The organism is Pseudomonas sp. NBRC 111119 (genome assembly GCF_001320125.1).
GTDB classification, from domain to species: Bacteria; Pseudomonadota; Gammaproteobacteria; order Pseudomonadales; family Pseudomonadaceae; genus Aquipseudomonas; species Aquipseudomonas parafulva.
In genome coordinates, this window is the sequence record NZ_BCAV01000017.1 from 42,173 (window position 1) to 65,666 (window position 23,494).

Here is a 23,494-nt window from a genome sequence, read left to right on the forward strand (position 1 = left end):
CGGGGACGAACCGAATAGACCCGCCAGCAGCCGGGACGGTTCAGCGCACCCCTCTTACAAGCCCGTGCACTAGGGGTGGAACACTTCACTCAGCAGGTTATGCATCGACCGGAACGCCCGCTCGGCAGTGCGCCTGTCGTACTGCATCTTGCCTGGCACGTTGGCGCCCGGGTCAGTGAAGGAATGAACCGCACCGCCGTAGCTCAGCAGTTGCCAGTCCACCTTGGCTGCATCCATTTCCGCCTCGAACGCTGGCAGCTGGTCCTTCGGTACCAGCGGGTCGGACGCGCCATGCAACACCAGGACCGAGCCCTTGATATTCTTTGCGTCATCCGGGTTGGGGGTGTCGAGGGTGCCGTGGAACGACACCGCAGCACGCAAATCGGCGCCTGAGCGCGCCAACTCCAGCGCACAGCAACCGCCAAAACAGAAGCCGAACGCGGCGGCCTTGCCAGGTGCCAGCAACGCCTTGGATTGCCCCAGTAGCTGCGCCAACGCTTCCTGCATGCGTTTGCGCAGCTCAGCGCGGTCATTTTTCAGCGGCATCATTGCAGCCCCTGCCTCGTCGGCATTCGACGGGCGAATCGACTGCCCGTACAGGTCCGCGAGCAGCACCACGTAGCCCTGCTCAGCCACCTCCTTGGCGATGCGCTCAGCCCCTTCGGCAATGCCCATCCAGTTCGGCGCCATCACCAGCCCTGGGCGGCCCAGGGCGCCCGGCTCATACACCAGGCGGCTTTCGTAGGTTTTGCCGGCCAGGTGATACACCAGCGACTCGACGATTACCTTGCTCATCCTTCACTCCTCAGGCGTGCACCATGAAAAAAGCCCGCCGAAGCGGGCTTTGCCATGCATCAATTCAAGCAGACAATTCGACCAGCAGCTTGTTCAGGCGCCGTACATAGGCGGCAGGGTCCTTCAGGCTGTCACCCGCGGCAAGCGCGGCCTGATCGAACAGGATGTGCGACAACTCAGCGAAACGGTCCTCGCTCTGTTCGTGGTCGAGCTTCTCGATCAGCGGGTGCGTCGGGTTGAATTCGAAGATCGGCTTGGAATCTGGCACTTTCTGGCCGCTGGCTTCTAGAATCTGGCGCATTTGCAGGCCGAGGTCCTGTTCTCCGATCGCCAGGATTGCCGGCGAGTCCGTCAGGCGGTGGGATACCCGCACCTCGGCCACGCTTTCACCCAGGGCAGCTTTCAGGCGTTCCACCAGGCCTTCCTTGTCCTTGGCGACTTCTTCCTGGGCCTTTTTGTCTTCTTCCGAATCCAGCTTGCCCAAGTCCAGGTCGCCACGGGCCACATCGACGAACGCCTTGCCATCGAATTCGGTGAGGTAGCTCATCAGCCACTCATCGATACGGTCGGTCAGCAGCAGCACTTCGATGCCTTTCTTGCGGAAGACCTCGAGGTGCGGGCTGTTCTTGACCTGCGCGTAGGATTCGCCGGTGAGGTAGTAGACTTTGTCCTGGCCTTCTTTGGCACGCGCCAGGTAATCGGCAAGGCTGACGCTCTGCTCGCCGCTTTCGTCATGGGTGGAGGCAAAGCGCAGCAGGCCGGCGATTTTCTCCTTGTTGGCGAAGTCTTCGGCCGGGCCTTCCTTGAGCACCTGCCCGAAGTTTTTCCAGAAGCCCTTGTACTGCTCAGGCTCGTTCTTGGCCAGTTTTTCCAGCATGTCCAGCACGCGCTTGGTCAGCGCCGTCTTCATCGAGTCGATGATCGGGTCTTTCTGCAGAATTTCACGCGACACGTTCAACGACAGGTCGTTGGAGTCGACCACGCCTTTGATGAAGCGCAGGTACAGCGGCAGGAACGATTCGGCCTGGTCCATGATGAACACACGCTGTACGTACAGTTTCAGGCCACGGGGCGCTTCACGCTGGTACAGGTCGAACGGGGCACGGGCCGGCACGTACAGCAGCGAGTTGTACTCGAGCTTGCCTTCAACCTTGTTGTGGCTCCAGGCCAGCGGGTTTTCGAAGTCGTGGCCGATGTGCTTGTAGAACTCCTGGTACTCCTCGTCCTTGATCTCGGTACGCGGACGGGTCCACAGGGCGCTGGCACGGTTGACGGTTTCCCACTCTTCAGCCGGCTGCTCTTCGCCTTCGGCGGCCGCCTGTTCCTTGGGCAGCTGGATGGGCAGCGCGATATGGTCGGAGTACTTCTTGACCACGTTGCGCAGGCGCCAGCCATCGGCGAACTCCTGCTCATCCTTCTTCAGGTGCAGGACGATGCGGGTGCCGCGCTCTGGCTTGTCGACGGTGGCCACTTCAAAGTCGCCCTCGCCCTTCGACGACCAGTGCACACCTTCGCTGGCCGGTTGGCCAGCACGGCGGCTGTAGACATCGACCTGGTCGGCAACAATGAACGCCGAGTAGAAGCCAACGCCAAACTGACCGATCAGGTGCGAGTCCTTCTTCTGGTCACCGGTGAGGTTCTTCATGAAGTCGGCAGTGCCCGACTTGGCGATGGTGCCCAGGTGCGTGATGACATCTTCACGGCTCATGCCGATGCCGTTGTCCTCGAGGGTGACGGTGCCGGCATCTTTGTCGAAGGTCAGGCGGATCCTAAGGTCGGCATCGTTTTCGAACAGCTCGGGCTTGGCCAGTGCTTCGAAACGCAGCTTGTCGGCCGCATCGGAGGCGTTGGAGATCAATTCACGCAGGAAGATCTCCTTGTTCGAGTACAGGGAATGAATCATGAGGTGCAGCAGCTGCTTCACCTCGGTCTGGAAGCCCAGGGTTTCTTTTTGAGTCTCCACACTCATGGTCGTCACACTCCGATCTGATGGCAGTAGTCGCCAAGCGGCCCGGTTGGCTGCGTTGGCGGCGGATGACATGCAGATGGGGGCTGCCCGGATGATTTCAAGGGCTTTTGCGGTGCGAACCTTGAATGCACCTGCGCCAGGGGGAGCGAGGCGCCCACCCCCGCGCGCCATGGCATGACCCTGCAGACAGTAGAAGTGCCTGCACCTCAAAAACATGTTTATACCTGTGAAATTACCGTGGAACTTATTTCAGAAGGCCCCACTCGAAGGAACAAGCCAACTTATTCCACCAAGGAGAAACACCCCCATGCGTAAACCATTTGCTTTTGCTCTGATGCTGGCTGCTGCCATGGGCCTGGCCGCTTGCGATAAAGCGAGCGAAGACAAAGCCCAGGACGCACAAGAACACCGTGAACAAGCCCAGGAAAAAATGGGTGATGCTCAGGACAAGATGAACGACGCTGCCAAGGAAAACGCCGAAGCCGCCAAAGACCAGGCCGAAGCCAACCAGAAGGCTGCTGAAGAGGCCGCCCCGGCCACCCCGGCGACCACTGTTCCGGCCGAACCTGCCAAGCAGTAATCGCGCCGCTAAAAAAACCCGACATTGTCGGGTTTTTTTATGCCTGAAATAATTAGGCTAGCCGTTTCAGTCATTCACATTTGAACGCTGCCCGGGTACTTCGGTCGCTGAACTTTCCGTGGGCGTAAATACCATCACGTCCAGTACATCGGAATGGAACTCGCGGCGATACAGAATCAACACCACCCCCACGCTAATGCCCATGAACAACCACGGGCTGATGAACCAACTCAACATCGCCATGCCGAAATAATACGACCGCAGGCCGAAGTTGAATTGGTTGGCAGCCAGCGACAGCACCCGCGCCGCACGCGCGGCAAAGGCCTTGCGCTCCATTTCATTGACCTGGCGTTCGCCGATCATGGGTGCCGACCCCACCAGCACCGCGGCGAAGTTGTACTGCCGCATGCACCAGCTGAAGGTGAAAAAGGCGTACACGAACACCGTGGCCAGGCACAGCAACTTGATTTCCGACATCCCTTGGGAGGCCTGCTGGACCAGAGGCAAGTCAGCGAGCAGCGACAGGGCTCGGTCGGACGCCCCCAGCACCGTCAGGATGCCGGCCAGGATGATCAGGGTGCTGGAGGCGAAGAACGAGGCGTTGCGCTCAAGGTTGCCGATCACGCTGGCATCGGCAATACGGTTGTCACGCAACAACATGCGGCGCATCCAGTCTTCACGGTACAGGTGCAACACACTGGCAAGGCACGCGGTGTCCCGCCCCTTCCAGAGGGCATAGCGTGTGTAGCCGCCCCAGCACAGCACAAACCAGCAGGCCGCCAGGAGGTTGTTCAAATTGCTTGAAATGAAAGTCATGCCGGGTTCCCGAAATGCCAGGTGCCAAAAGGATAGGGACCGCATTTCGACGCTGGCAAGCGGCAAAAGGCACAGGGTGACAGCGAAAAACACGCGCACTCACCCTATAGCCAAACAAAAGCCCCGCATCCTTGCGGATACGGGGCTTGGGTGTTTGATACCGAGGCGACAAGCTCAGGCTTTTGGCCCATGCCGCCAGCGGGCTTCAACACATCACGCCAGGGCCTCGCGAGGCTTGCCCAGCATGCGATCGCACACCACAGCACCCACCAGGGTAACGACCGAAGGTACCAGCCAGGCAAGGCCTTGATCGCTGAGTGGCAGGTTGGCCATGAAGTCGGGCAACACATGGGCCGCGCTGCTGCCCTTGATGGCATCGACCATACCGAACAGCAGCGATACCAGCATTACCGGCGCCAGGATACGCGTCGGCGAGTTCCACAGGTCCTTCACGAAGCTCAAGCCCACCACCACGATGCACGGCGGGTAGATGGCCGTGAGCACGGGGATGGAGAACATGATCAGCTTGGTCAGCCCCAGGTTCGACACCAGCAGCGAGAAACCAGCCAGAATCACCACCAGCGCACGGTACGACAACGGCAGCATCTGGCTGAAGTATTCGGCACATGCGCACGTCAGGCCGACGGCTGTCACCAGGCACGCCAGGGCGATCAGCACGGCAAGGAAGCCGCTGCCCAGCGATCCGAAGGTGTGCTGCACATAGGCATGCAGTACCGCCGCACCGTTGCTGGCGCCCGCGGCAATTTCATGGCTGCCGGCGCCCAGGCGGAACAGGCTGATGTACACCAGGGCCAGGCCGACACCGGCAATCAGGCCGGCGATGATGGCGTAGCGGGTGATCAGCTTCGGCGACTCGACGCCGCGTGAGCGGATGGCGTTGACGATGACGATGCCGAACACCAGGGCACCCAGGGTATCCATGGTCAGGTAACCATCAGAGAACCCCTTGGAGAACGCGGCGGCGGCGTAGGCCGGCTGCGCTTCACCGATGGTACCGGCTGGTAGCGCGAACGCGGCGATGCCCAGTACGGCCAGGGCAATGATCTTCAGTGGCGCAAGGAAACGCCCCACGGTATCAAGCAGCTTGCCCGGGTACATGGACACGGCCAGTACCACGGCGAAATACACCAGGCTGTAGATGAACAGGGCCAGCGGGCTTTCACCGGTCAACGGTGCAACGCCCACTTCGAACGACACGGTCGCGGTACGCGGCGTGGCGAACAACGGGCCGACCGACAGGTAGCAAACAGCGGCCAGCAGGCCGCCGAAGAACTTGCCGATCGGGCTGCTCAGGGCATCCATACCGCCGCCAACCTTGGCCAGGGCGACCACGGTGATGACCGGCAGGCCCACCGCCGTCACCAGGAAGCCCAAGGCGGCCATCCAGACGTGCGGGCCCGATTGCAGGCCGACAATAGGCGGGAAGATGATGTTGCCGGCGCCTACGAAAAGCGCAAACGTCATAAAGCCAAGCGCCAGGATATCCTGGCCTTTGAGAACTTTCATTTAAGGTAGTACCACACTGCTGGAATCGGGGTTCGAGAGGGGACTTTCCAATGGGTGAGGAAAATGCTGCCCGGCGTGATAGGCCAGACCCGTTAAGCGTGTCGTTCCCTTTTGGGGCACGGGCACAGAATAGGCGCGTAGATTAACCGTTTTGCCGCGCAAACGCACTGGAACAGTGCTGCTTGTCCGATGTGCGTACGTGTTTGTCGTCTGTGCGTCCGGGGACAGGGGGAATTATCCTCAGATTGAAATATTCGTCTGTAAGGTAATTCCTATGGGGACGATTGGGAGGCATGTGCTGGCCTGGCATTGATAAGGCCCGCCCCCAAAACGACAAAGGCCACCCGAAGGTGGCCTCTGTGCGCGTGGGGGGTGTTGCAGTATTACTTCTTGGCTTCCCAGCCAGTCAGCTCGGCCAGGGCCTTGCCGATGTCAGCCAGGGAACGCACGGTTTTCACGCCTGCGTCCTGCAGGGCTGCGAATTTCTCGTCCGCAGTACCCTTGCCGCCAGAAATGATGGCGCCAGCGTGGCCCATGCGCTTGCCTGCCGGCGCAGTCACGCCAGCGATGTAGGAAACGACAGGCTTGGTGACATTGGCCTTGATGTAGGCCGCAGCTTCTTCTTCAGCCGAACCGCCGATCTCACCGATCATGACGATCGCTTCGGTCTTCGGGTCTTCCTGGAACAGCTTCAGGATGTCGATGAAGTTGGAGCCCGGGATCGGGTCGCCACCGATACCCACGCAGGTCGACTGGCCGAAGCCGGCGTCGGTGGTCTGCTTGACCGCTTCATACGTCAGGGTGCCGGAACGCGAAACGATACCGACCTTGCCTGGCAGGTGGATGTGGCCTGGCATGATGCCGATCTTGCACTCGCCCGGGGTGATGACACCTGGGCAGTTAGGGCCGATCAGGGTCACGCCCAGCTCGTCGCACTTGACCTTGGCATCGAGCATGTCGAGGGTAGGAATACCCTCGGTGATGCAAACGATCAGCTTGATGCCACCGAAGGCTGCTTCCAGGATCGAGTCCTTGCAGAACGGTGCCGGCACGTAGATGACCGAAGCATCAGCGCCGGTCGCTTCCACGGCTTCCTTCACGGTGTTGAACACCGGCAGGCCCAGGTGGGTGGTGCCACCCTTGCCCGGGGTAACGCCGCCGACCATCTTGGTGCCGTAGGCAATGGCTTGTTCGGAGTGGAAAGTACCCTGCGAGCCGGTGAAGCCCTGGCAGATGACTTTGGTGTCTTTATTGATCAGGACGCTCATTACTTGCCCTCCGCAGCTTTGACAACTTGTTGAGCAGCGTCGGTCAGGCTGGTTGCAGCAATGATGTTCAAACCGCTTTCTGCCAATACTTTAGCGCCCAGTTCGGCGTTGTTGCCTTCAAGGCGAACCACGACCGGAACCTTGACGCCGACTTCCTTCACTGCACCGATGATGCCTTCGGCAATCATGTCGCAGCGAACGATGCCGCCGAAGATGTTGACCAGAACGGCCGCGACATTGCTGTCGGACAGAATGATCTTGAACGCTTCGGTAACGCGCTCTTTGGTAGCACCACCGCCTACGTCGAGGAAGTTGGCTGGCTTGCCGCCGTGCAGGTTGACGATGTCCATGGTACCCATGGCCAGGCCAGCACCGTTGACCATGCAGCCGATGTTGCCTTCGAGGGCAACGTAGTTCAGTTCGAACTTGGCAGCGTGGGCTTCACGGGCGTCGTCCTGGGACGGGTCGTGGAAGGTCTTCAGCTTCGGCTGACGGTACATGGCGTTGGCGTCGATGTTGATCTTGGCATCGAGGCAATGCAGGTCGCCGTCGGCCTTGATCACCAGCGGGTTCACTTCCAGCAGGGCCAGGTCATGGTCCTTGAACAGCTTGGCCAGGCCTACGAAGATCTTGGCGAACTGTTGAACTTGCTTGCCTTCCAGGCCCAGCTGGAACGCCAGCTCACGGCCCTGGAACGGCTGCGCGCCGACCAGCGGGTCGATGGTGGCCTTGAGGATCTTCTCAGGCGTGTCGTGGGCGACTTTCTCGATGTCCACGCCACCTTCGGTGGAGGCCATGAACACGATACGGCGGCTCGAGCGATCGACTACAGCGCCCAGGTACAGCTCTTTGGCGATGTCAGTGCAGGATTCGACCAGAATCTTGGAGACGGGTTGACCGTTGGCATCGGTCTGGTAGGTAACCAGATTCTTGCCCAACCACTGTGCAGCGAACGCCTTGGCGTCTTCTTTGCTGCGAACCAGCTTGACGCCGCCCGCCTTGCCGCGACCACCCGCGTGAACCTGGGCTTTTACAACCCACTCGTTCCCGCCGATCTTGTCGCAGGCTTCTGCCGCTGCTTCAGGGGTGTCGACTGCGAAACCCTTGGAAACTGGCAGGCCGTACTCAGCGAACAGCTGCTTACCCTGATACTCGTGAAGATTCATGCTTTTTACCGTCTTCGTTAGGTACTGCGCTTCGGCGCTGCGCCATCACTGGCGCCGCACCACCTGTGACCGTTGACCCCGGGTTATCCCATGTGATCCGGTCCGGCGGACTTTCCGCGGTGAGTCATGCACGCAAGACTCACGACGGGCAGCCCGCCGTGGTTTCTTATGATTAACGCTTCTTACGGTTGGCTACGTGAATGGCACCGCCATTCACGGCCAGCGCTGCTTCATGCAGCGCTTCGGACAGGGTCGGATGGCTGAAGACCATCATGCCCAGGTCCTCGGCACTGGTGCCGAATTCCATTGCGATAGCGCCCTGCTGCACCAGTTCGGCAGCCGACGGGCCAATCACGTGAACACCCAGTACGCGGTCGGTCTTGGCATCGGCGATGACTTTGACGAAACCACCGGTGTCGTTGGCAGCCATCGCACGGCCGCTGGCCGCGAACGGGAAGGTGCCCACGTTAACCTCAACGCCTTCGGCCTTCAAGGCCTGCTCGGTCTTGCCGACCCAGGCGATTTCCGGGTGGGTGTAGATCACCGAAGGGATCAGGTCGTAGTTCATCTGGGCTTTGTGGCCCTTGATGCGCTCAACCACCATGATGCCTTCTTCCGAAGCCTTGTGCGCCAGCATCAGGCCGCGCACCACGTCGCCGATGGCGTAGACGCCCGGCACGCTGGTGGCGCAGTAGTCGTCGACATAGATGTAGCCACGCTCATCGATGTTCACGCCGCTGTCGGAGGCCAGCAGGTCGGTGGTCACCGGGCGACGGCCGACCGCAACGATCAGCTTGTCGAAGGTGATCTTCTGCTCGCCTTCGGCGTTGGTGTAGGTCACCTCGACTTCGTCGCCGTTCACCTTGGAACCGGTAACGCGGGCACCCAGCTTGATGTCCAGGCCTTGCTTGGTCAGGGTCTTCTGGGCTTCCTTGGACACCGCCGTGTCGGCAGCCATCAGGAAGGTGTCCAGGGCTTCCAGCACAGTGACTTCAGCACCCAGGCGGGCCCATACCGAACCCAGCTCCAGGCCGATCACACCGGCACCGATCACGCCCAGGCGCTTCGGTACGGCCTGGAATTCCAGGGCGCCGGTGGAGTCGACGATGACGTTCTGGTCAACCGGGGCTGGCGGAATGTCGATTGGGCGAGAGCCGGAGGCCAGGATCACGTTATCGGCTTCGACGATTTCAGTGGTGCCGTCGGCCTTGGTCACTTCGACCTTTTTGCCAGCCAGCAGCTTGCCGTGGCCCTGGATGGAGGTGACGCCGTTGGCCTTGAACAGGGTGGCGACGCCGCCGGTCAGGTTCTTCACGATGCCAGCCTTGCGGCCAACCATCGCAGCCACGTCCATCTTCACTTCGCCAGTGGAGATACCGTGTACGTTGAAGCTCTCTTTGGCTTCCTTGTATTTCCAGGAGCTGTCCAGCAGCGCCTTGGAAGGAATGCACCCTACGTTCAGGCAGGTGCCGCCCAGGGCCAGCTTGCCCTCGGCATCGGTGTACTTCTCGATACAGGCAGTCTTCAGACCAAGCTGGGCGGCCTTGATCGCAGCCACGTAGCCGCCAGGACCTGCACCAATCACTACCACGTCGAATTTCTGGGTCATAAAAGATTCCTTGTTAGCTTCAAGCGGCACGCTGCAAGCCGCAAGACAGGCAGGCTTCGACTTGAAGCTTGCCGCTTGCAGCTTACAGCTGCGCGATTAGATGTCCAGCAGCAGGCGGGACGGATCTTCCAGCAGGTTCTTGATGGTCACCAGGAAGGTTACGGCTTCCTTGCCATCGATCAGGCGGTGGTCGTAGGACAGCGCCAGGTACATCATCGGGCGGATCACCACTTGGCCATTGATGGCCATCGGGCGCTGGATGATGTTGTGCATGCCCAGGATCGCAGCCTGCGGCGGGTTGACGATCGGGGTCGACATCATCGAGCCGAAGGTACCACCGTTGGTGATGGTGAAGGTGCCGCCGGTCATCTCTTCGATGGACAGCTTGCCGTCACGGGCCTTCTTGCCGAAGGTGGCGATGCCGTTTTCGATCTCTGCCAGGCTCATCGACTCGGCGTTGCGCAGTACCGGAACCACCAGGCCACGGTCGCTGGAAACCGCCACACCGACGTCGGCGTAACCGTGGTAGACGATATCGTTGCCGTCGATCGAGGCGTTCACGGCCGGGAAGCGTTTCAGCGCTTCGGTGGCCGCCTTGACGAAGAACGACATGAAGCCCAGGCGCACGCCGTTGTGGGTCTTCTCGAACAGGTCCTTGTACTTCGAACGCAGGGCCATGACTTCGGTCATGTCGACTTCGTTGAAGGTGGTCAGCATCGCCATGTTGGACTGGGCTTCGACCAGACGCTCGGCAATCTTGGCGCGCAGGCGGGTCATCGGCACGCGCTTCTCGGTGCGGTCGCCAGCAGCGGTCACCACCGGTGCCGGGGCGGCAGCAGGCTTGGCAGCCGGGGCTGCGGCCGGCGCAGACTTCTTGTTGGCGACGGCAGCAACGACGTCTTCCTTGGTCACGCGGCCGCCTTTGCCGGTACCGGCCACAGTGGCCAGGTCGATGCCGTTTTCTTCGGCCAGCTTGCGCGCAGCCGGGGCAGCAACCGGGTCATCTTCACCGGCATCGGCAGCAACGGCGGCCGGTGCGGCGGCGGCCGGGGCAGCAGCAGGCGCTGCGGCAGCCGCGCCGCCTTCAACGATCGAACCCAGCACTTCGTCGGACAGGACGGTATCGCCCTCGCCCTTGACGATGGCACCCAGCACGCCGTCGGCGGTGGCCAGCACTTCGAGCACGACCTTGTCGGTCTCGATGTCGACGATCAGTTCGTCACGCTTGACGGCCTCGCCCGGCTGCTTGTGCCAAGTGGCAACGGTGCCGTCGGCAACCGATTCCGGGAAGGTTGGGGCTTTGATCTCGATAGCCATTATCAGTGTTTCCTTAAATTCGGTTTCAAGTGCGCGAAGGCGTTAAACAGTGAAGGCGTCTTGCAGCAGTTTTTCCTGCTGTTCGGCGTGCTTCGAAGCGTAACCACAGGCAGGTGCGGCAGAGGCATCGCGACCCGCGTACTCCAGGGCCAGTGCCTTGTTATGGCGGCCGAGGATGCGACGCATATGGTGCTGGCTGCTGTACCAGGCGCCCTGGTTCATCGGTTCTTCCTGGCACCACACCGCATGCTTGAGGTTGGTGTAAGGCGCCAGGATCTCGACCAGGTCGTCTTCAGGGAACGGATACAGCTGCTCGATGCGCACGATCGCGATGTCTTCGCGGCCTTCAGCGCGGCGTTTTTCCAGCAGGTCGTAATAGACCTTGCCGCTGCACAGCACCAGGCGCTCCACCTTGGCAGGCTCGAGGGTGTCGATTTCCGGGATGACGGTCTGGAACGAACCGTCGGCCAGGTCTTCGAGGGTCGAGACGGCCAGTTTGTGGCGCAGCAACGACTTGGGCGTCAGCACGATCAGCGGCTTGCGCAGCGGACGGATGACCTGACGACGCAGCAGGTGGTAGATCTGGGCCGGCGTGGTCGGCACGCAGACCTGGATGTTCTGCTCGGCGCACAGTTGCAGGTAACGCTCCAGGCGCGCCGAGGAGTGCTCAGGCCCCTGCCCTTCGTAGCCATGCGGCAGCAGCATGGTCAGACCGCACAGGCGGCCCCACTTGTGCTCGCCACTGGTGATGAACTGGTCGATCACCACTTGCGCACCGTTGGCGAAGTCGCCGAACTGGGCTTCCCAGATCACCAGCGCGTTCGGCGTGGTGGTGGAGTAGCCGTATTCGAACGCCAGTACCGCTTCCTCGGACAGGAACGAATCGTACAGTTCGAAACGTGGCTGGCCCGGGTACAGGTTCATCAGCGGGATGTAGGTGCTCGCATCCTTCTGGTTGTGCAGCACCGCATGCCGGTGCGAGAAGGTGCCGCGGCCGATGTCCTGGCCGGTCATGCGGATGGGGTGGCCTTCGAACTGCAGGGTGGCGTAGGCCATGGTCTCTGCATAACCCCAGTTGATCGGCAAGCCACCGGCCTGCATCTTCTGGCGGTCTTCGTAGATCTTGGCGACCTGGCGCTGCACCACGAAGCCTTCAGGCAGCTCCAGCAACTTGGCCGACAGCTCCTGCAGGGTCTTGAGGTCGAAGCGGGTGTCGTGGCGTGCGGTCCAGGCATGGCCCAGGTAAGGGCGCCAGTCGACGAACAGCTCGCGGTTCGGCTCCTTGACCAGGCTCTTGACCACGTGCAGGCCGTTGTCCAGCGCACTGCGGTAGTCGTCGATCTTGGCCTGGGCGCGATCGGCATCGATACGGCCGGCCTGGATCAGCGCTTCGGCATACAGCTCACGGGTGGTGCGCTGCTTGCTGATCTGCTGGTACATCAGCGGCTGGGTGCCGTTCGGCTCGTCAGCCTCGTTGTGGCCGCGGCGACGGTAGCAGACCAGGTCGATGACCACGTCACGCTTGAACTGCATGCGGTAGTCGACCGCCAGCTGGGTCACGAACAGCACGGCTTCCGGGTCGTCGCCGTTGACGTGCAGGATTGGCGCCTGAATCATCTTGGCCACGTCGGTGGCGTACTCGGTGGAGCGCGCATCCAGCGGGTTGCTGATGGTGAAACCCACTTGGTTGTTGATCACGATGTGCACGGTGCCGCCGGTCTTGAAACCGCGGGTCTGCGACATCTGGAAGGTTTCCATCACCACGCCCTGGCCTGCAAATGCAGCGTCGCCGTGGATGGAGATGGGCAGCACCTTGTCACCCACGCTGTCGTTGCGACGGTCCTGACGGGCACGCACCGAACCTTCGACAACCGGCGAGACGATTTCCAGGTGGGACGGGTTGAACGCCATGGCCAGGTGCACTTCGCCACCCGGGGTCATCACGTTCGAGGAGAAGCCCTGGTGATACTTCACGTCACCGGAGCCCAGCTCGTTCATCTTCTTGCCTTCGAACTCGTCGAACAGCTCGCGCGGGTTCTTGCCGAAGGTGTTGACCAGCACGTTAAGGCGGCCACGGTGGGCCATGCCGATGACCACTTCCTTGGTGCCGTAGGAACCGGAGCGCTGGATCATCTCGTCCAGCATCGGGATCAGGCTTTCGCCGCCTTCCAGGCCGAAACGCTTGGTGCCTGGGTACTTGGTGCCCAGGTATTTTTCCAGGCCCTCGCCAGCGGTCACACGCTCGAGCAGGTGGGACTGGATATCAGCGGAAAACTCGGGCCGGCCACGCACGCTTTCCAGACGCTGCTGGAACCAGCTGCGCTGCTCGGAATCGACGATGTGGGTGAACTCGGCGCCAATGGTGCGACAATATGTCTTCTGGAGCGCGTCGAGGATGTCGCGTAGGCTCGCCTCCTCTTTGCCGATGAACAGGTCGCCGGCACGGAAGGTCGTATCAAGATCGGCATTGGTCAAGCCGTAGTGATTGATCGACAGGTCTACAGGCGCTGGACGCTGCCACAACCCCAAGGGGTCAAGCTTGGCAGCCTGATGGCCGCGCATCCGATAGGCCTGGATCAGTCGCAGCACTTCAACCTGCTTCTTCTCGTGTTCACTGCTCACGCTGCCGGCAGACACCGGCTGGGCGCGGCGCTGGTTCTTCGCCAGCAATACGAAATGGTCGCGAATCGTCGAGTGCGAGACATCGGTAGCGGTGCTGCCGTCGGCGGGCAACTTCTGGAAGTAGGTGCGCCACTCTTCTGGCACAGCGTTAGGGTCGTGCAGGTAGAGTTCGTAGAGCTCTTCCACATATGCAGCGTTACCACCTGAAAGGTGGGCGCTTTCCCACATGCGCTGCATCACGCTTTCTTGCATGCTTGGTCACCCTCGGTTAGGGGACTGATCGGCGAGAGCCACAGCAAACCTGGAAAAGTCCGAAAACAGCGACTGAACCACGCCACCTGGATCCTGCTGATTTTCCGGGTACCAGCCCGGAAAGCCCCTGCTGGTCTCATCTTCATAGGTAATGAACAAGGGCTTTGTGAGCCCCGGTTCGGGTTTTACCTCAGTGCGGGCTCAGCGCCCGCACCTCGGCATACTGCAGGTACAACGGGTATATCAGGTGCCGCTTTGCAGCAGCATGTTACGTACGTGACCGATTGCCTTGGTAGGGTTCAGACCCTTCGGGCAAACGTTTACGCAGTTCATGATCCCGCGGCAGCGGAATACGCTGAACGGGTCATCCAGGGACGCCAGGCGCTCCTGGGTCTTGGTATCACGGCTGTCGGCCAGGAAGCGGTAAGCCTGCAACAGCGCAGCTGGGCCCAGGAACTTGTCCGGGTTCCACCAGAACGACGGGCAGGACGTGGAGCAGCAGGCGCACAGGATGCACTCGTACAGCCCGTCGAGCTTCTCGCGCTGTTCTGGCGACTGCAGGCGCTCGATGGCCGGGGCCGGCGTGTCGTTCTGCAGGAACGGCTTCACCTTCTCGTACTGCTTGTAGAAGATGCTCATGTCGACGACCAGGTCACGAATGACCGGCAGGCCCGGCAGCGGGCGCAGCACCAGCTTGTTGCCCTTGACCACGCCCGACAGCGGGGTGATGCAGGCCAGGCCGTTTTTGCCGTTCATGTTCATGCCGTCGGAACCGCACACGCCTTCACGGCAGGAGCGACGGTACGAGAAGCCCTCGTCCTTTTCCTTGATCAGCGCCAGCACGTCCAGAACCATGAGGTCCTTGCCGCCGGTGTCGACGTCGAACGACTCCATCTTGGGGGCCGTGTCGGTGTCGGGGTTGTAACGATAAACTTCGACTTTCAACATAGCAGCCACCCTTAGTAAGTCCGGATTTTTGGTTCGAAGGCCGGTACGGTCTTCGGCGCAAAGTTGACGCCACGCTTGGCAACGCGCTTCACACCCGGGTAGTACAGGGTGTGGCACAGCCAGTTTTCGTCGTCACGGTCTTCGAAGTCTTCACGGGCGTGAGCGCCGCGGGACTCTTTACGGGCTTCGGCCGCGATGGCGGTAGCTTCGGCAACTTCCAGCAGGTTCTGCAGCTCCAGCGCTTCGATACGCGCGGTGTTGAAGGCCTGGGACTTGTCGTTGATCTTGACGTTGGCAATCCGCTCGCGCAGGCCGGCCAACTGCTCGATACCCTTGAGCATGTATTCGCCAGTACGGAACACACCGAAGTAGTTCTGCATGCAGCTCTGCAGCTCGCGCTTGAGGCTGGCAACGTCTTCGCCAGTGGAGCGCTCGTTGAGCTTGTTCAGGCGGCTCAGGGCAACATCGATGTCGGTGTCGCTGGCGTCGAGGTGCTCGATGCCGTCGCTCAGCGCCTTCTCCAGGTGCAGGCCGGCCGCACGGCCGAACACCACCAGGTCGAGCAGCGAGTTGCCGCCCAGGCGGTTGGCACCGTGAACCGATACGCACGCCACTTCACCTACGGCGAACAGGCCAGGAATGATGTGATCCTTGCCTTCGTCGTCCATGGTGATGGCCTGGCCATGAATGTTGGTGGCAACGCCGCCCATCATGTAGTGGCAGGTTGGAACGACCGGAACCGGCGCGACCACAGGGTCGACGTGGGCAAAGGTCTTGGACAGCTCGCAGATGCCTGGCAGGCGGCTGTGCAGCACTTCCTCGCCCAGGTGGTCCAGCTTGAGCAGCACGTGGTCCTTGTTCGGGCCCACGCCGTTGCCGGCGATGATCTCTTTGACCATGGAACGGGCAACCACGTCACGGCCGGCAAGGTCTTTGGCGTTCGGCGCGTAACGCTCCATGAAGCGCTCGCCGTGGGCGTTGATCAGGTAGCCACCTTCACCGCGGCAACCCTCGGTGACCAGTACACCGGCGCCGGCGATGCCGGTTGGGTGGAACTGCCACATCTCGATGTCCTGCACCGGTACACCGGCACGCAGGGCCATGCCGATACCGTCACCGGTATTGATGAGGGCGTTGGTGGTGGAAGCGTAGATACGGCCTGCACCGCCCGTGGCCAGCACGGTGGCCTTGGACTTGATGTACAGGGTTTCGCCGGTTTCGATGCAGATCGCGATCACACCAACGAAGGCGCCTTCCTGGTTTTTTACCAGGTCAACGGCGTAGTACTCGTTGAGGAAGGTGGTGCCGGCTTTCAGGTTGCCCTGGTACAGGGTGTGCAGCAGCGCGTGACCGGTACGGTCGGAAGCGGCGCAGGTACGGGCCGCCTGGCCACCTTTACCGAAGTCCTTGGACTGGCCACCGAACGGACGCTGGTAGATACGGCCGGTTTCGGTGCGCGAGAACGGCAGGCCCATGTGGTCCAGCTCGAAGACCGCAGCCGGGCCTTCCTGACACATGTATTCGATAGCGTCCTGGTCACCGATGTAGTCGGAACCCTTGACGGTATCGTACATGTGCCAGCGCCAGTCGTCGTTCGGGTCGGCCGAAGCGATGGCGCAGGTGATGCCGCCTTGGGCGGATACGGTGTGCGAACGGGTCGGGAACACCTTGGTGACCACGGCAGTCTTGTGACCGCCTTGTGCCAGCTGCAGCGCTGCGCGCATGCCGGCGCCGCCGCCACCGATGATGATGGCGTCGAAGGAAATGGTTGGAATGCTAGCCATGGATCAGATACCCCAGAGAATCTGCACACCCCAGACGAAGTAAGCGAACATCGCAACGCCGCATACCGCCTGGAACAGAAAACGAATCGCAGTTGCCGACTTGCCGAACGACATAGGCGTCAGGTAGTCGGTGGCAATGGTCCACATGCCGACCCAGGCGTGAGCGCCGAGGGCAACGAGGGCCAGCAGGCTGAAGATCCGCATCGCGTTGTTGGAGAACAGACCATGCCACTGGGCGTAGTCGATACCGGGGTGAGCGACCACGTAGCCGATCAGGAAGATGAAGTAAGCCGCGAGAACGACCGCAGAAACGCGCTGCGCCATCCAGTCGTAGAGGCCCGAACGCGACAGGTTCGTGACGTTGGTTACCATACCCAAACTCCCACCAGTACGATCACCACCACGGAGATGACAATCACGATTTTCGAGCCCAGTTTGCCGCCTTCCAGCGTCTCACCGATGCCCATGTCCATGATCAGGTGGCGAACACCGGCCACCAGGTGATACAGCAGGGCGGACAGCAGGGCCCAGGTCACGAACTTGGCCAGCGGGCTGGTCAGACACGCCTTCACCTCGCCGAAGCCTTCCTCGGAACCCAGCGACTTGCCCAGTGCATACAGCATAATGGCAAGGCCGAGGAACAGGATGACGCCGGAGATACGGTGCAGAATGGACGTGTACGCAGTGACGGGGAGCTTGATGGTCCTTAGGTCTAGGTTTACAGGTCGTTGGCTTTTCACGGCTTTTTTCACACTGAAGAGCCCCTAGCGAATCAGGGCAAAGTTGTTGGTAAGTGTACTGGTCAGGTACCCACCACCCAGGGAACGGCGACCCCCAGCAGTTCGGGCTTGCAAGCCCCTGGCGGTCGGGTGCCGAGTATAGACAGTTAGGCTGCTCATGACAACGTGACGGGGTAGCCCGAATAGCGCATTGCCTTTGCCGCGCAAAAGGCGTAAATGGGCCGAAAATTCCCGAAAAATCAGGCTCCAGCCCTTGATTCAACAAGCCTTTAGGCAAATTGACATCTGAATTTATCCCTCTATAGTGGTGCGGGCCCTGCGTGGGGGGTCTGTCTGATGATTTCAAGCATTAATAGGAGGCCACATGGCTGACAAAAAAGCGCAGTTGGTCATCGAGGGCGCAGCCCCCGTCGAGCTGCCCATTTTAACCGGCACCGTTGGTCCTGATGTAATCGACGTCCGCGGGTTGGGGGCCACAGGTCACTTCACCTTCGACCCTGGTTTCATGGCGACCGCATCGTGCGAGTCGAAGATCACCTACATTGATGGCGACAAGGGCGTACTGCTGCACCGCGGCTACCCCATCGAGCAACTCGCCGAACAGTCCGACTACCTCGAAACCTGCTACCTGCTGCTCAATGGCGAACTGCCAAACGCCGAGCAGAAGGCCAAGTTCGTCAGCAACGTCAAGAACCACACCATGGTTCACGAACAGCTGAAAACCTTCTTCAACGGCTTCCGCCGCGACGCTCACCCGATGGCGGTGATGTGCGGCGTGGTCGGTGCCCTGTCGGCCTTCTACCACGACTCCCTGGACATCAATAACCCGCAACACCGCGAAATCTCTGCGGTGCGCCTGGTCGCCAAGATGCCGACCCTGGCCGCGATGGTTTACAAGTACTCCATGGGCCAGCCGATGATGTACCCGCGCAACGACTTGTCGTACGCGGAAAACTTCCTGCACATGATGTTCAACACCCCGTGCGAGATCAAACCGATCAGCCCGGTGCTGGCCAAGGCGATGGACCGGATCTTCATCCTCCACGCCGACCACGAACAGAACGCCTCCACCTCCACCGTGCGCCTGGCGGGCTCTTCGGGTGCCAACCCCTTCGCCTGTATCGCGGCCGGCATCGCCGCGCTGTGGGGCCCTGCCCACGGCGGCGCCAACGAAGCCGTACTGACCATGCTCGATGAAATTGGCGATGTCTCGAACATCGACACTTTCATTGCCAAGGCCAAGGACAAGAACGACCCGTTCAAGCTGATGGGCTTCGGTCACCGCGTTTACAAAAACCGCGACCCGCGCGCTACCGTGATGAAGCAGACCTGCGACGAAGTGCTGCGCGAGCTGGGCATCAAGAATGACCCGCAGCTGGAACTGGCCATGCGCCTGGAAGAGATCGCACTCACCGATCCGTACTTCATCGAGCGCTCGCTGTACCCGAACGTCGACTTCTACTCCGGCATCATCCTGAAGGCGATCGGCATTCCGACCAGCATGTTCACCGTGATCTTCGCCCTGGCGCGCACCGTAGGCTGGATCTCGCACTGGAAAGAGATGCTCTCCAGCCCGTACAAGATCGGCCGCCCACGCCAGCTGTACACCGGCGAACCGAAACGCGACATCGTTGCACTGCAGGACCGCAAGTAAGCCCTACGGGCTGAAACCAAAAGGGCTGCCCATGGGCAGCCCTTTTTATTACACCGCCCCAACCTGATGCCCGAAACACATCGCACCCGGCCGGATTTGGCGGTCAGTTTTTCTCGGCGCGTTCGCGCAACGCCTTCAGGGTATTGAACGGCGCATCCACCACGAACTTGTTGGCCAACCATGACGGCACGCTGCCCCCTGGCTCGGTGTGCACCTGGTACGTCACCTCGGTACTGTTGCCCTGAGGCACCAGCTTCCAGAAGCCCTCGACCTGGGCCACCCGCACGAAGCCCTTTTCTTCCGGCACATAGGTCGGCTCCTCCTTGAGGTTGCGCAACAGGCTGCCATCGGGCTGCTTGACCGTGGTCACCTGCAGCACCGAGTCCCGCGGTGTCACCGGCCAGGGCGTATTGAACTGGGTGTAGGTCCAGGTCTTGTCACCCTCGTGCTTGAGCACCTTTTGCGCCTTGCATTCATGAATCCATGCGCAGGCCCCCGCCACGTCTTCCTGCAGCGCCTGTACCTTGGCCAGGGGCGCCTTGATGACGGTGACACCCCTGTAGGCCTTGTACTTGGAGCCAGGCACTTCACTCAGGGACACCTTGATCCCGTCCTCATCCTTGGCCACCTGCCAATTCTCGGCCCAGGCAACAGGCGACAGCAGGGCACTGACACCACACAGCAATGCAATACGCTTCAACGATCTCATCATGTTTATCCTTGTTGTCGAGGATCCAGCCTGTCACGCCGCCGTCATGCGCTCCCACCAGCCGAGAATTCTGATGGCCTCTTCACTGTCCCGGCCACACACCTCAGGGTCAGCCTTGAAACCGCCGCACACCGCTGGCCGCTCGGGCTTGCCGAACAAGTCGCAGAGGTTTGCAGCCGTCAGGTGCAGGCAACGCTGGCCAGCGGGCTTGCCGTCAGGCATGCGCGGCATGGCGGAGGTGATGGAGGGCGCGATGCAGCAGGCACCGCAGCCCTCGCGACAGGTCATGGCTTGCAACACAATCAGAACTCCATGGCACACAACGGGGCGATCACCCCTGGATACTAGCGGCTCAAACGCACGTTTGAAATTGCTGGCTTGATGAAATCTGCAGTGACCGAGCAGTCAGCAGGGCTCACTGGCGGTACTGGAAGTCGATGGCCGCACCTTCCACATCCCGACGGCTGTCGTTGCGCAGCTGCAACTGCATCTCGTTGCTGATCAAGCGGCCATTGAGCTGGAACGGGCTGTCGGCTTCGGGCTTTTCGGCGAACATGGGCGGTAGCAATGGCTTGCGCTTCTTGATCGGTGACGGGTTGGTGCCCACGTTGGGCGTCAGGTTCTCCACCATCTCGGCAGGCAGGCTGAGGTCGAGGTTGGCCTTGGGCAGCGGCTTGGCCACGGCCTTGGCCTGCCTGGCCTTCTTACTGGCGGGCTTGCGCACAGCCTGTTTTTTCACCGCCTTGGACGGCGCCTGGGCCTTGCCAGCCTGCGCCTGGGCAGCCGGCTGGGCAGCCAGCACCACACCAGCAGGCCAGCACAACGGTGCAAGGCAGAAAACCAGGAAAAAACGGCGCAATGCAATCATGGCAAATGGACAGACCGACATGGTAAATGCGTATGCTCCCTGTTCCGCAGCCGCCTGACAAGCCTTACAAAAGTGTGGTTGCCGGCTCCCTGCACAATTGTTGTGCCAGCAGGCCCAGTGTGATGACTGCCCGCTCGGCTTCCTTGTTCCATGGGATGCCGCAGTTTAGCCGAATGCAGTGGTTGAACTGCTCGGTATTACTGAAGATGAGCCCCGGTGCAATGCTGATCCCCTGCTCCAGCGCACGTACGTGCAGGTCCTGGGTGTTTACCCGCCCAGGCAGGCTTACCCACAAAATGAAGCCACCGGTGGGCCGCGTCATCTGGGTGCCTTCGGGGAAATGCTGCTGCACCGCCAGCTGATAGGCACTGAGGTTTTTGCGGTACTCCTGACGAATGAACCGCAGGTGCCGGTCATAGCCACCGTTCTCCAGGTAGGCGGCCACAGCCATCTGCGTGACGCTGCAGGCCGAGTGCGTGGTAAAGGTCTGCAGCCGCTGGATTTCGTCCTGGTAACGCCCGGCAATCATCCAGCCAACGCGCACGCCGGGGGACAAGGTCTTGGAGAAGCTTGAGCAGTAGATCACCCGGTCAAGCCGATCATAGGCTTTGAGCGCCTTGGTCTTGCCCTGATCGAACATCAGCTCGCCATAGATATCGTCTTCGATGATCTGGATATCGAAATCCGACGCCAGGCGCAGCAACTGCTTTTGTCGCTCTTCCGGCACGGTGCCACCCAGTGGGTTACTCAGCCGCGCAGTGAGCACCAGCGCCTTGATCGACCACTGGTTGGCGGCCAGTTGCAAGGCCTCCAGGCTGATGCCGGTGGACGGATCACTGGGTATTTCGATCACTTTCAGGCCCAGCAGGTCAGCCAATTGCAGCAAACCGTAGTACGTGGGCGATTCGGCGGCAATCAGGTCACCTGGCCGTGTCAGCACACGCAGGGACATCTGCAGGGCGTCTACGCAACCGTGCGTGACGATGACCTCACGCGGGTCGACCAGCACACCCGCATCGCGCATGCGAATGGCAATTTGCCGGCGCAACGGCTCGAAACCTGGGCTGAACATGTAGCTGAACGCACGCGGGCTGTGGAAGCGGGTAACCTTGGCAATCTGCTGGTGCAATGCCCGCACCGGCAGGTAATCGACATGGGGCACGGCAGCACCGAACGGAAACACGCCATCACGACGCGCCTCGGCCAGCACCTGCTGGATGATACTGGCGCGGGTGACCAACCCTGGGCGCTCCACCCGGGCAATGTCCGGGGTCTGGGCAGTCAGGGCCGGGGTCTGGTGCACATAGTAGCCAGACTGCGGCCGCGCACGGATCAAGCCCTGGTCTTCGAGGTTGGCGTAGGCCTGCAGCACCGTGGCATGGCTGACATTCAACTGGGCGCTCATCTTGCGCACCGAAGGCACACGCTCGCCCGGCTGGTACACACCACGGCGGATGTCTTCGGCCAGTTGCTGGGCGATACGCTGGTACAGCAGCAGGTTGGTCATGGCAACACGCTCATTGTTCTTGTACGACTGACGGTAGAGGATACCGTAACAGTTGCAAAGTGTACGGGGACAGAATGCAACTTAATCGACAATACAGCTTGTTGGGGCGAGTGAGCCCAAGCTGAGATCGGATGAGCGCTGCCAGCTGCTCATCATGACCGGGAGGGCTGCTCTGCAACCCTTTACAAGCTCAATCAGCGCGCAGGCGCCAGCTTGCCCTTGTCGTCAGAAAACACGATCTCCACACGACGGTTCTGCGCCCTGCCCCGCTCCGACGCGTTCACCTCTACGGGGTACTGGTCACCGTAGCCTTCCACCAGCAGGCGCTTTTCATCAATACCAAGGTCGGCAAGCATATCTGCCACGGCCTGGGCGCGGTCGCGGGAAAGTTTGAGGTTTTCTTCGGGCGTACCCGTGCTGTCGGTGTAGCCCTCGATGCGCACGACGCGGCGCGGGTTGAGCTGGAGGAACTGCACCAGCTTGAGCACCGTGCGGCTGGCGGAATTGCGCAGGTCGGCACTGCCCGTGTCGAACAGCACATCGCCCAGCGTCAACACCAAGCCACGGTCACCCTGCTCCGAGGCCAGTGCGGCGATCTGCGACTCCACCCATTGGCCCTGCTGCTGCACACTGGCCAACTTGGCCTCGCGCAATGCCAACTGCAGACGCTGGCGCTCCAGGTCAAGCTTGGCTAGGCGCTCCTGGTTCAACGCCAGTTTGGTGTGCTCGCGGGCGATCTGGCTGTAGCGCTGGCTCAGGTAGGCGTAATGGCGCACGTCCGAGCCACTGCCGATGTACGTGGACAAGCGCTCGGCGCGGGCCAGCGACTCACCCGCACGGATCACATCACGCGGGGCGCTGCGCAGCACATCGGAATCGTCCTTGACCTGCTGGAACGCCACGGTCGCCTCGTCCAGCGCAGAAGCACTGCGCTGGCTGGCGCACCCGGTAAGCCCTGCCGCCAGCATCAGCAGCGCCAACGTGGCCAATGGCTTGCGAGCGATCATGGCTGCACCTCCAGCTGTTTGCGCAAGCGCTTCACCCGAGTCTGCAACAACTGCAGCTGTTCATCGCTCTTGACGTTGAGCACCTGTGCTTCGGCCAGCCTGGCATCCAGCTCGGCTTGCTCGGCGCGCATGCGCGCGTCACGGAAGTCCTGGGTGAGCATGTTGGTGCGGGCTCGGCCCAGCTTGTCTTCAGCCAGCTTCAGGGATTCGACCTGGTCAGTAGCGCCCACGGCCTTGGCCTGTTCCAGCGCCTTTTCGGAAAGGCGCATCTGTTCTTCAGGGGCCGGATCATTGGCGCAGCCAGCCAGGCCCAACACGGCCATGGCGAGGATGAATGCTTGGGTTCTCACGCGATC

The 23,494-nt window shown here is 61.1% G+C and carries 21 protein-coding genes; 2 read left to right on the forward strand and 19 right to left on the reverse strand.

Going from position 1 to position 23,494, the window contains the following annotated elements:
- Nucleotides 1-69: 69 nt before the first annotated feature.
- Together APH25_RS07200 and htpG are read right to left on the reverse strand one after the other, a co-directional pair.
- Nucleotides 70-795 carry a dienelactone hydrolase family protein gene (locus tag APH25_RS07200; protein ID WP_060481496.1) on the reverse strand — a complete coding sequence of 242 codons (726 nt, stop codon included), beginning with the start codon at nt 793-795 and terminating at the stop codon, nt 70-72.
- A gap of 64 nt (nt 796-859) precedes the next feature.
- The gene (gene htpG / locus APH25_RS07205; protein WP_028632230.1) at nt 860-2,764 is read right to left on the reverse strand and encodes a molecular chaperone HtpG; all 1,905 of its coding nucleotides are present in this window, start codon (nt 2,762-2,764) and stop codon (nt 860-862) included.
- Nucleotides 2,765-3,071: 307 nt separating this feature from the next.
- Here htpG and APH25_RS07210 point away from each other — a divergent pair, with 307 nt between their 5' ends.
- A complete protein-coding gene (locus APH25_RS07210; protein ID WP_028632229.1) occupies nt 3,072-3,344 on the forward strand; it encodes a hypothetical protein in 273 nt (90 codons plus the stop codon).
- 66 nt (nt 3,345-3,410) lie between these two features.
- Here the strand turns inward: APH25_RS07210 and APH25_RS07215 are convergent, their stop codons facing one another.
- The 11 genes from APH25_RS07215 to sdhC form a co-directional block, all read right to left on the reverse strand.
- Nucleotides 3,411-4,160 carry a DUF599 domain-containing protein gene (locus APH25_RS07215; RefSeq protein ID WP_028632228.1) on the reverse strand — a complete coding sequence of 250 codons (750 nt, stop codon included), beginning with the start codon at nt 4,158-4,160 and terminating at the stop codon, nt 3,411-3,413.
- A gap of 213 nt (nt 4,161-4,373) precedes the next feature.
- The gene (gene brnQ, locus APH25_RS07220; protein ID WP_028632227.1) at nt 4,374-5,687 is read right to left on the reverse strand and encodes a branched-chain amino acid transport system II carrier protein; all 1,314 of its coding nucleotides are present in this window, start codon (nt 5,685-5,687) and stop codon (nt 4,374-4,376) included.
- 383 nt (nt 5,688-6,070) lie between these two features.
- Nucleotides 6,071-6,955 (reverse strand): succinate--CoA ligase subunit alpha, encoded by an 885-nt coding sequence (gene sucD / locus APH25_RS07225; protein ID WP_016393102.1) that lies wholly within the window; start codon nt 6,953-6,955, stop codon nt 6,071-6,073.
- Nucleotides 6,955-8,121 carry an ADP-forming succinate--CoA ligase subunit beta gene (sucC, locus tag APH25_RS07230; protein WP_028632226.1) on the reverse strand — a complete coding sequence of 389 codons (1,167 nt, stop codon included), beginning with the start codon at nt 8,119-8,121 and terminating at the stop codon, nt 6,955-6,957. The genes sucD and sucC overlap by 1 nt, the downstream gene beginning before the upstream one ends.
- 172 nt (nt 8,122-8,293) lie before the next feature.
- Nucleotides 8,294-9,730, reverse strand: a complete 1,437-nt coding sequence (lpdA, locus tag APH25_RS07235; RefSeq protein ID WP_028632225.1) for a dihydrolipoyl dehydrogenase — start codon at nt 9,728-9,730, stop codon at nt 8,294-8,296.
- A gap of 96 nt (nt 9,731-9,826) precedes the next feature.
- Complete coding sequence (gene odhB, locus APH25_RS07240) at nt 9,827-11,047, reverse strand: 2-oxoglutarate dehydrogenase complex dihydrolipoyllysine-residue succinyltransferase (RefSeq protein ID WP_060481497.1); 1,221 nt, start codon at nt 11,045-11,047, stop codon at nt 9,827-9,829.
- 42 nt (nt 11,048-11,089) lie between these two features.
- Nucleotides 11,090-13,921, reverse strand: coding sequence for a 2-oxoglutarate dehydrogenase E1 component (locus APH25_RS07245; protein ID WP_060481498.1), 2,832 nt, complete (start codon nt 13,919-13,921; stop codon nt 11,090-11,092).
- A gap of 243 nt (nt 13,922-14,164) precedes the next feature.
- Entirely contained in the window at nt 14,165-14,869 is a 705-nt protein-coding gene (locus APH25_RS07250; RefSeq protein ID WP_028632222.1) for a succinate dehydrogenase iron-sulfur subunit, read from the reverse strand.
- A gap of 11 nt (nt 14,870-14,880) precedes the next feature.
- Nucleotides 14,881-16,653, reverse strand: coding sequence for a succinate dehydrogenase flavoprotein subunit (gene sdhA / locus APH25_RS07255; protein ID WP_028632221.1), 1,773 nt, complete (start codon nt 16,651-16,653; stop codon nt 14,881-14,883).
- Between the two features lie 3 nt (nt 16,654-16,656).
- A complete protein-coding gene (gene sdhD / locus APH25_RS07260) occupies nt 16,657-17,025 on the reverse strand; it encodes a succinate dehydrogenase, hydrophobic membrane anchor protein (RefSeq protein ID WP_028632220.1) in 369 nt (122 codons plus the stop codon).
- Nucleotides 17,019-17,405, reverse strand: coding sequence for a succinate dehydrogenase, cytochrome b556 subunit (gene sdhC / locus APH25_RS07265; RefSeq protein ID WP_174435875.1), 387 nt, complete (start codon nt 17,403-17,405; stop codon nt 17,019-17,021). Before sdhC ends, sdhD begins: the two co-directional genes overlap by 7 nt.
- 352 nt (nt 17,406-17,757) lie before the next feature.
- Here sdhC and gltA point away from each other — a divergent pair, with 352 nt between their 5' ends.
- The gene (gltA, locus tag APH25_RS07270; RefSeq protein ID WP_028632218.1) at nt 17,758-19,047 is read left to right on the forward strand and encodes a citrate synthase; all 1,290 of its coding nucleotides are present in this window, start codon (nt 17,758-17,760) and stop codon (nt 19,045-19,047) included.
- A gap of 103 nt (nt 19,048-19,150) precedes the next feature.
- On the opposite strand, the gene APH25_RS07275 is transcribed toward gltA, so the two are convergent.
- The 6 genes from APH25_RS07275 to APH25_RS07300 form a co-directional block, all read right to left on the reverse strand.
- On the reverse strand, nt 19,151-19,756 hold the full coding sequence (locus APH25_RS07275) for an START domain-containing protein (protein ID WP_060481499.1): 606 nt from the start codon (nt 19,754-19,756) through the stop codon (nt 19,151-19,153).
- 33 nt (nt 19,757-19,789) lie between these two features.
- Nucleotides 19,790-20,044, reverse strand: a complete 255-nt coding sequence (locus tag APH25_RS07280) for a YkgJ family cysteine cluster protein (protein WP_028632216.1) — start codon at nt 20,042-20,044, stop codon at nt 19,790-19,792.
- 127 nt (nt 20,045-20,171) lie between these two features.
- Nucleotides 20,172-20,624 (reverse strand): hypothetical protein, encoded by a 453-nt coding sequence (locus APH25_RS07285; RefSeq protein ID WP_060481513.1) that lies wholly within the window; start codon nt 20,622-20,624, stop codon nt 20,172-20,174.
- A 64-nt stretch (nt 20,625-20,688) separates the two neighbouring features.
- Nucleotides 20,689-22,131, reverse strand: a complete 1,443-nt coding sequence (locus APH25_RS07290; protein WP_060481500.1) for a PLP-dependent aminotransferase family protein — start codon at nt 22,129-22,131, stop codon at nt 20,689-20,691.
- 194 nt (nt 22,132-22,325) lie between these two features.
- Entirely contained in the window at nt 22,326-23,138 is an 813-nt protein-coding gene (locus tag APH25_RS07295; RefSeq protein ID WP_028632213.1) for an OmpA family protein, read from the reverse strand.
- Nucleotides 23,135-23,488 carry a DUF4398 domain-containing protein gene (locus APH25_RS07300; RefSeq protein WP_028632212.1) on the reverse strand — a complete coding sequence of 118 codons (354 nt, stop codon included), beginning with the start codon at nt 23,486-23,488 and terminating at the stop codon, nt 23,135-23,137. Before APH25_RS07300 ends, APH25_RS07295 begins: the two co-directional genes overlap by 4 nt.
- Nucleotides 23,489-23,494 lie beyond the last annotated feature (6 nt).

Bases quoted from the DNA above. Each gene is read 5' to 3' on its own strand.
- APH25_RS07290 (WP_060481500.1), bottom strand. From the start codon at position 22,131: ATGACCAACCTGCTGCTGTACCAGCGTATCGCCCAGCAACTGGCCGAA.
- brnQ (WP_028632227.1), bottom strand. From the start codon at position 5,687: ATGAAAGTTCTCAAAGGCCAGGATATCCTGGCGCTTGGCTTTATGACG.
- APH25_RS07285 (WP_060481513.1), bottom strand. From the start codon at position 20,624: ATGATTGCATTGCGCCGTTTTTTCCTGGTTTTCTGCCTTGCACCGTTG.
- odhB (WP_060481497.1), bottom strand. From the start codon at position 11,047: ATGGCTATCGAGATCAAAGCCCCAACCTTCCCGGAATCGGTTGCCGAC.
- sdhD (WP_028632220.1), bottom strand. From the start codon at position 17,025: ATGGTAACCAACGTCACGAACCTGTCGCGTTCGGGCCTCTACGACTGG.
- APH25_RS07215 (WP_028632228.1), bottom strand. From the start codon at position 4,160: ATGACTTTCATTTCAAGCAATTTGAACAACCTCCTGGCGGCCTGCTGG.
- lpdA (WP_028632225.1), bottom strand. From the start codon at position 9,730: ATGACCCAGAAATTCGACGTGGTAGTGATTGGTGCAGGTCCTGGCGGC.
- APH25_RS07295 (WP_028632213.1), bottom strand. From the start codon at position 23,138: ATGATCGCTCGCAAGCCATTGGCCACGTTGGCGCTGCTGATGCTGGCG.
- APH25_RS07275 (WP_060481499.1), bottom strand. From the start codon at position 19,756: ATGAGATCGTTGAAGCGTATTGCATTGCTGTGTGGTGTCAGTGCCCTG.
- sucC (WP_028632226.1), bottom strand. From the start codon at position 8,121: ATGAATCTTCACGAGTATCAGGGTAAGCAGCTGTTCGCTGAGTACGGC.
- sucD (WP_016393102.1), bottom strand. From the start codon at position 6,955: ATGAGCGTCCTGATCAATAAAGACACCAAAGTCATCTGCCAGGGCTTC.
- APH25_RS07210 (WP_028632229.1), top strand. From the start codon at position 3,072: ATGCGTAAACCATTTGCTTTTGCTCTGATGCTGGCTGCTGCCATGGGC.
- APH25_RS07250 (WP_028632222.1), bottom strand. From the start codon at position 14,869: ATGTTGAAAGTCGAAGTTTATCGTTACAACCCCGACACCGACACGGCC.
- htpG (WP_028632230.1), bottom strand. From the start codon at position 2,764: ATGAGTGTGGAGACTCAAAAAGAAACCCTGGGCTTCCAGACCGAGGTG.
- APH25_RS07200 (WP_060481496.1), bottom strand. From the start codon at position 795: ATGAGCAAGGTAATCGTCGAGTCGCTGGTGTATCACCTGGCCGGCAAA.
- sdhA (WP_028632221.1), bottom strand. From the start codon at position 16,653: ATGGCTAGCATTCCAACCATTTCCTTCGACGCCATCATCATCGGTGGC.
- gltA (WP_028632218.1), top strand. From the start codon at position 17,758: ATGGCTGACAAAAAAGCGCAGTTGGTCATCGAGGGCGCAGCCCCCGTC.
- APH25_RS07245 (WP_060481498.1), bottom strand. From the start codon at position 13,921: ATGCAAGAAAGCGTGATGCAGCGCATGTGGGAAAGCGCCCACCTTTCA.
- APH25_RS07280 (WP_028632216.1), bottom strand. From the start codon at position 20,044: ATGACCTGTCGCGAGGGCTGCGGTGCCTGCTGCATCGCGCCCTCCATC.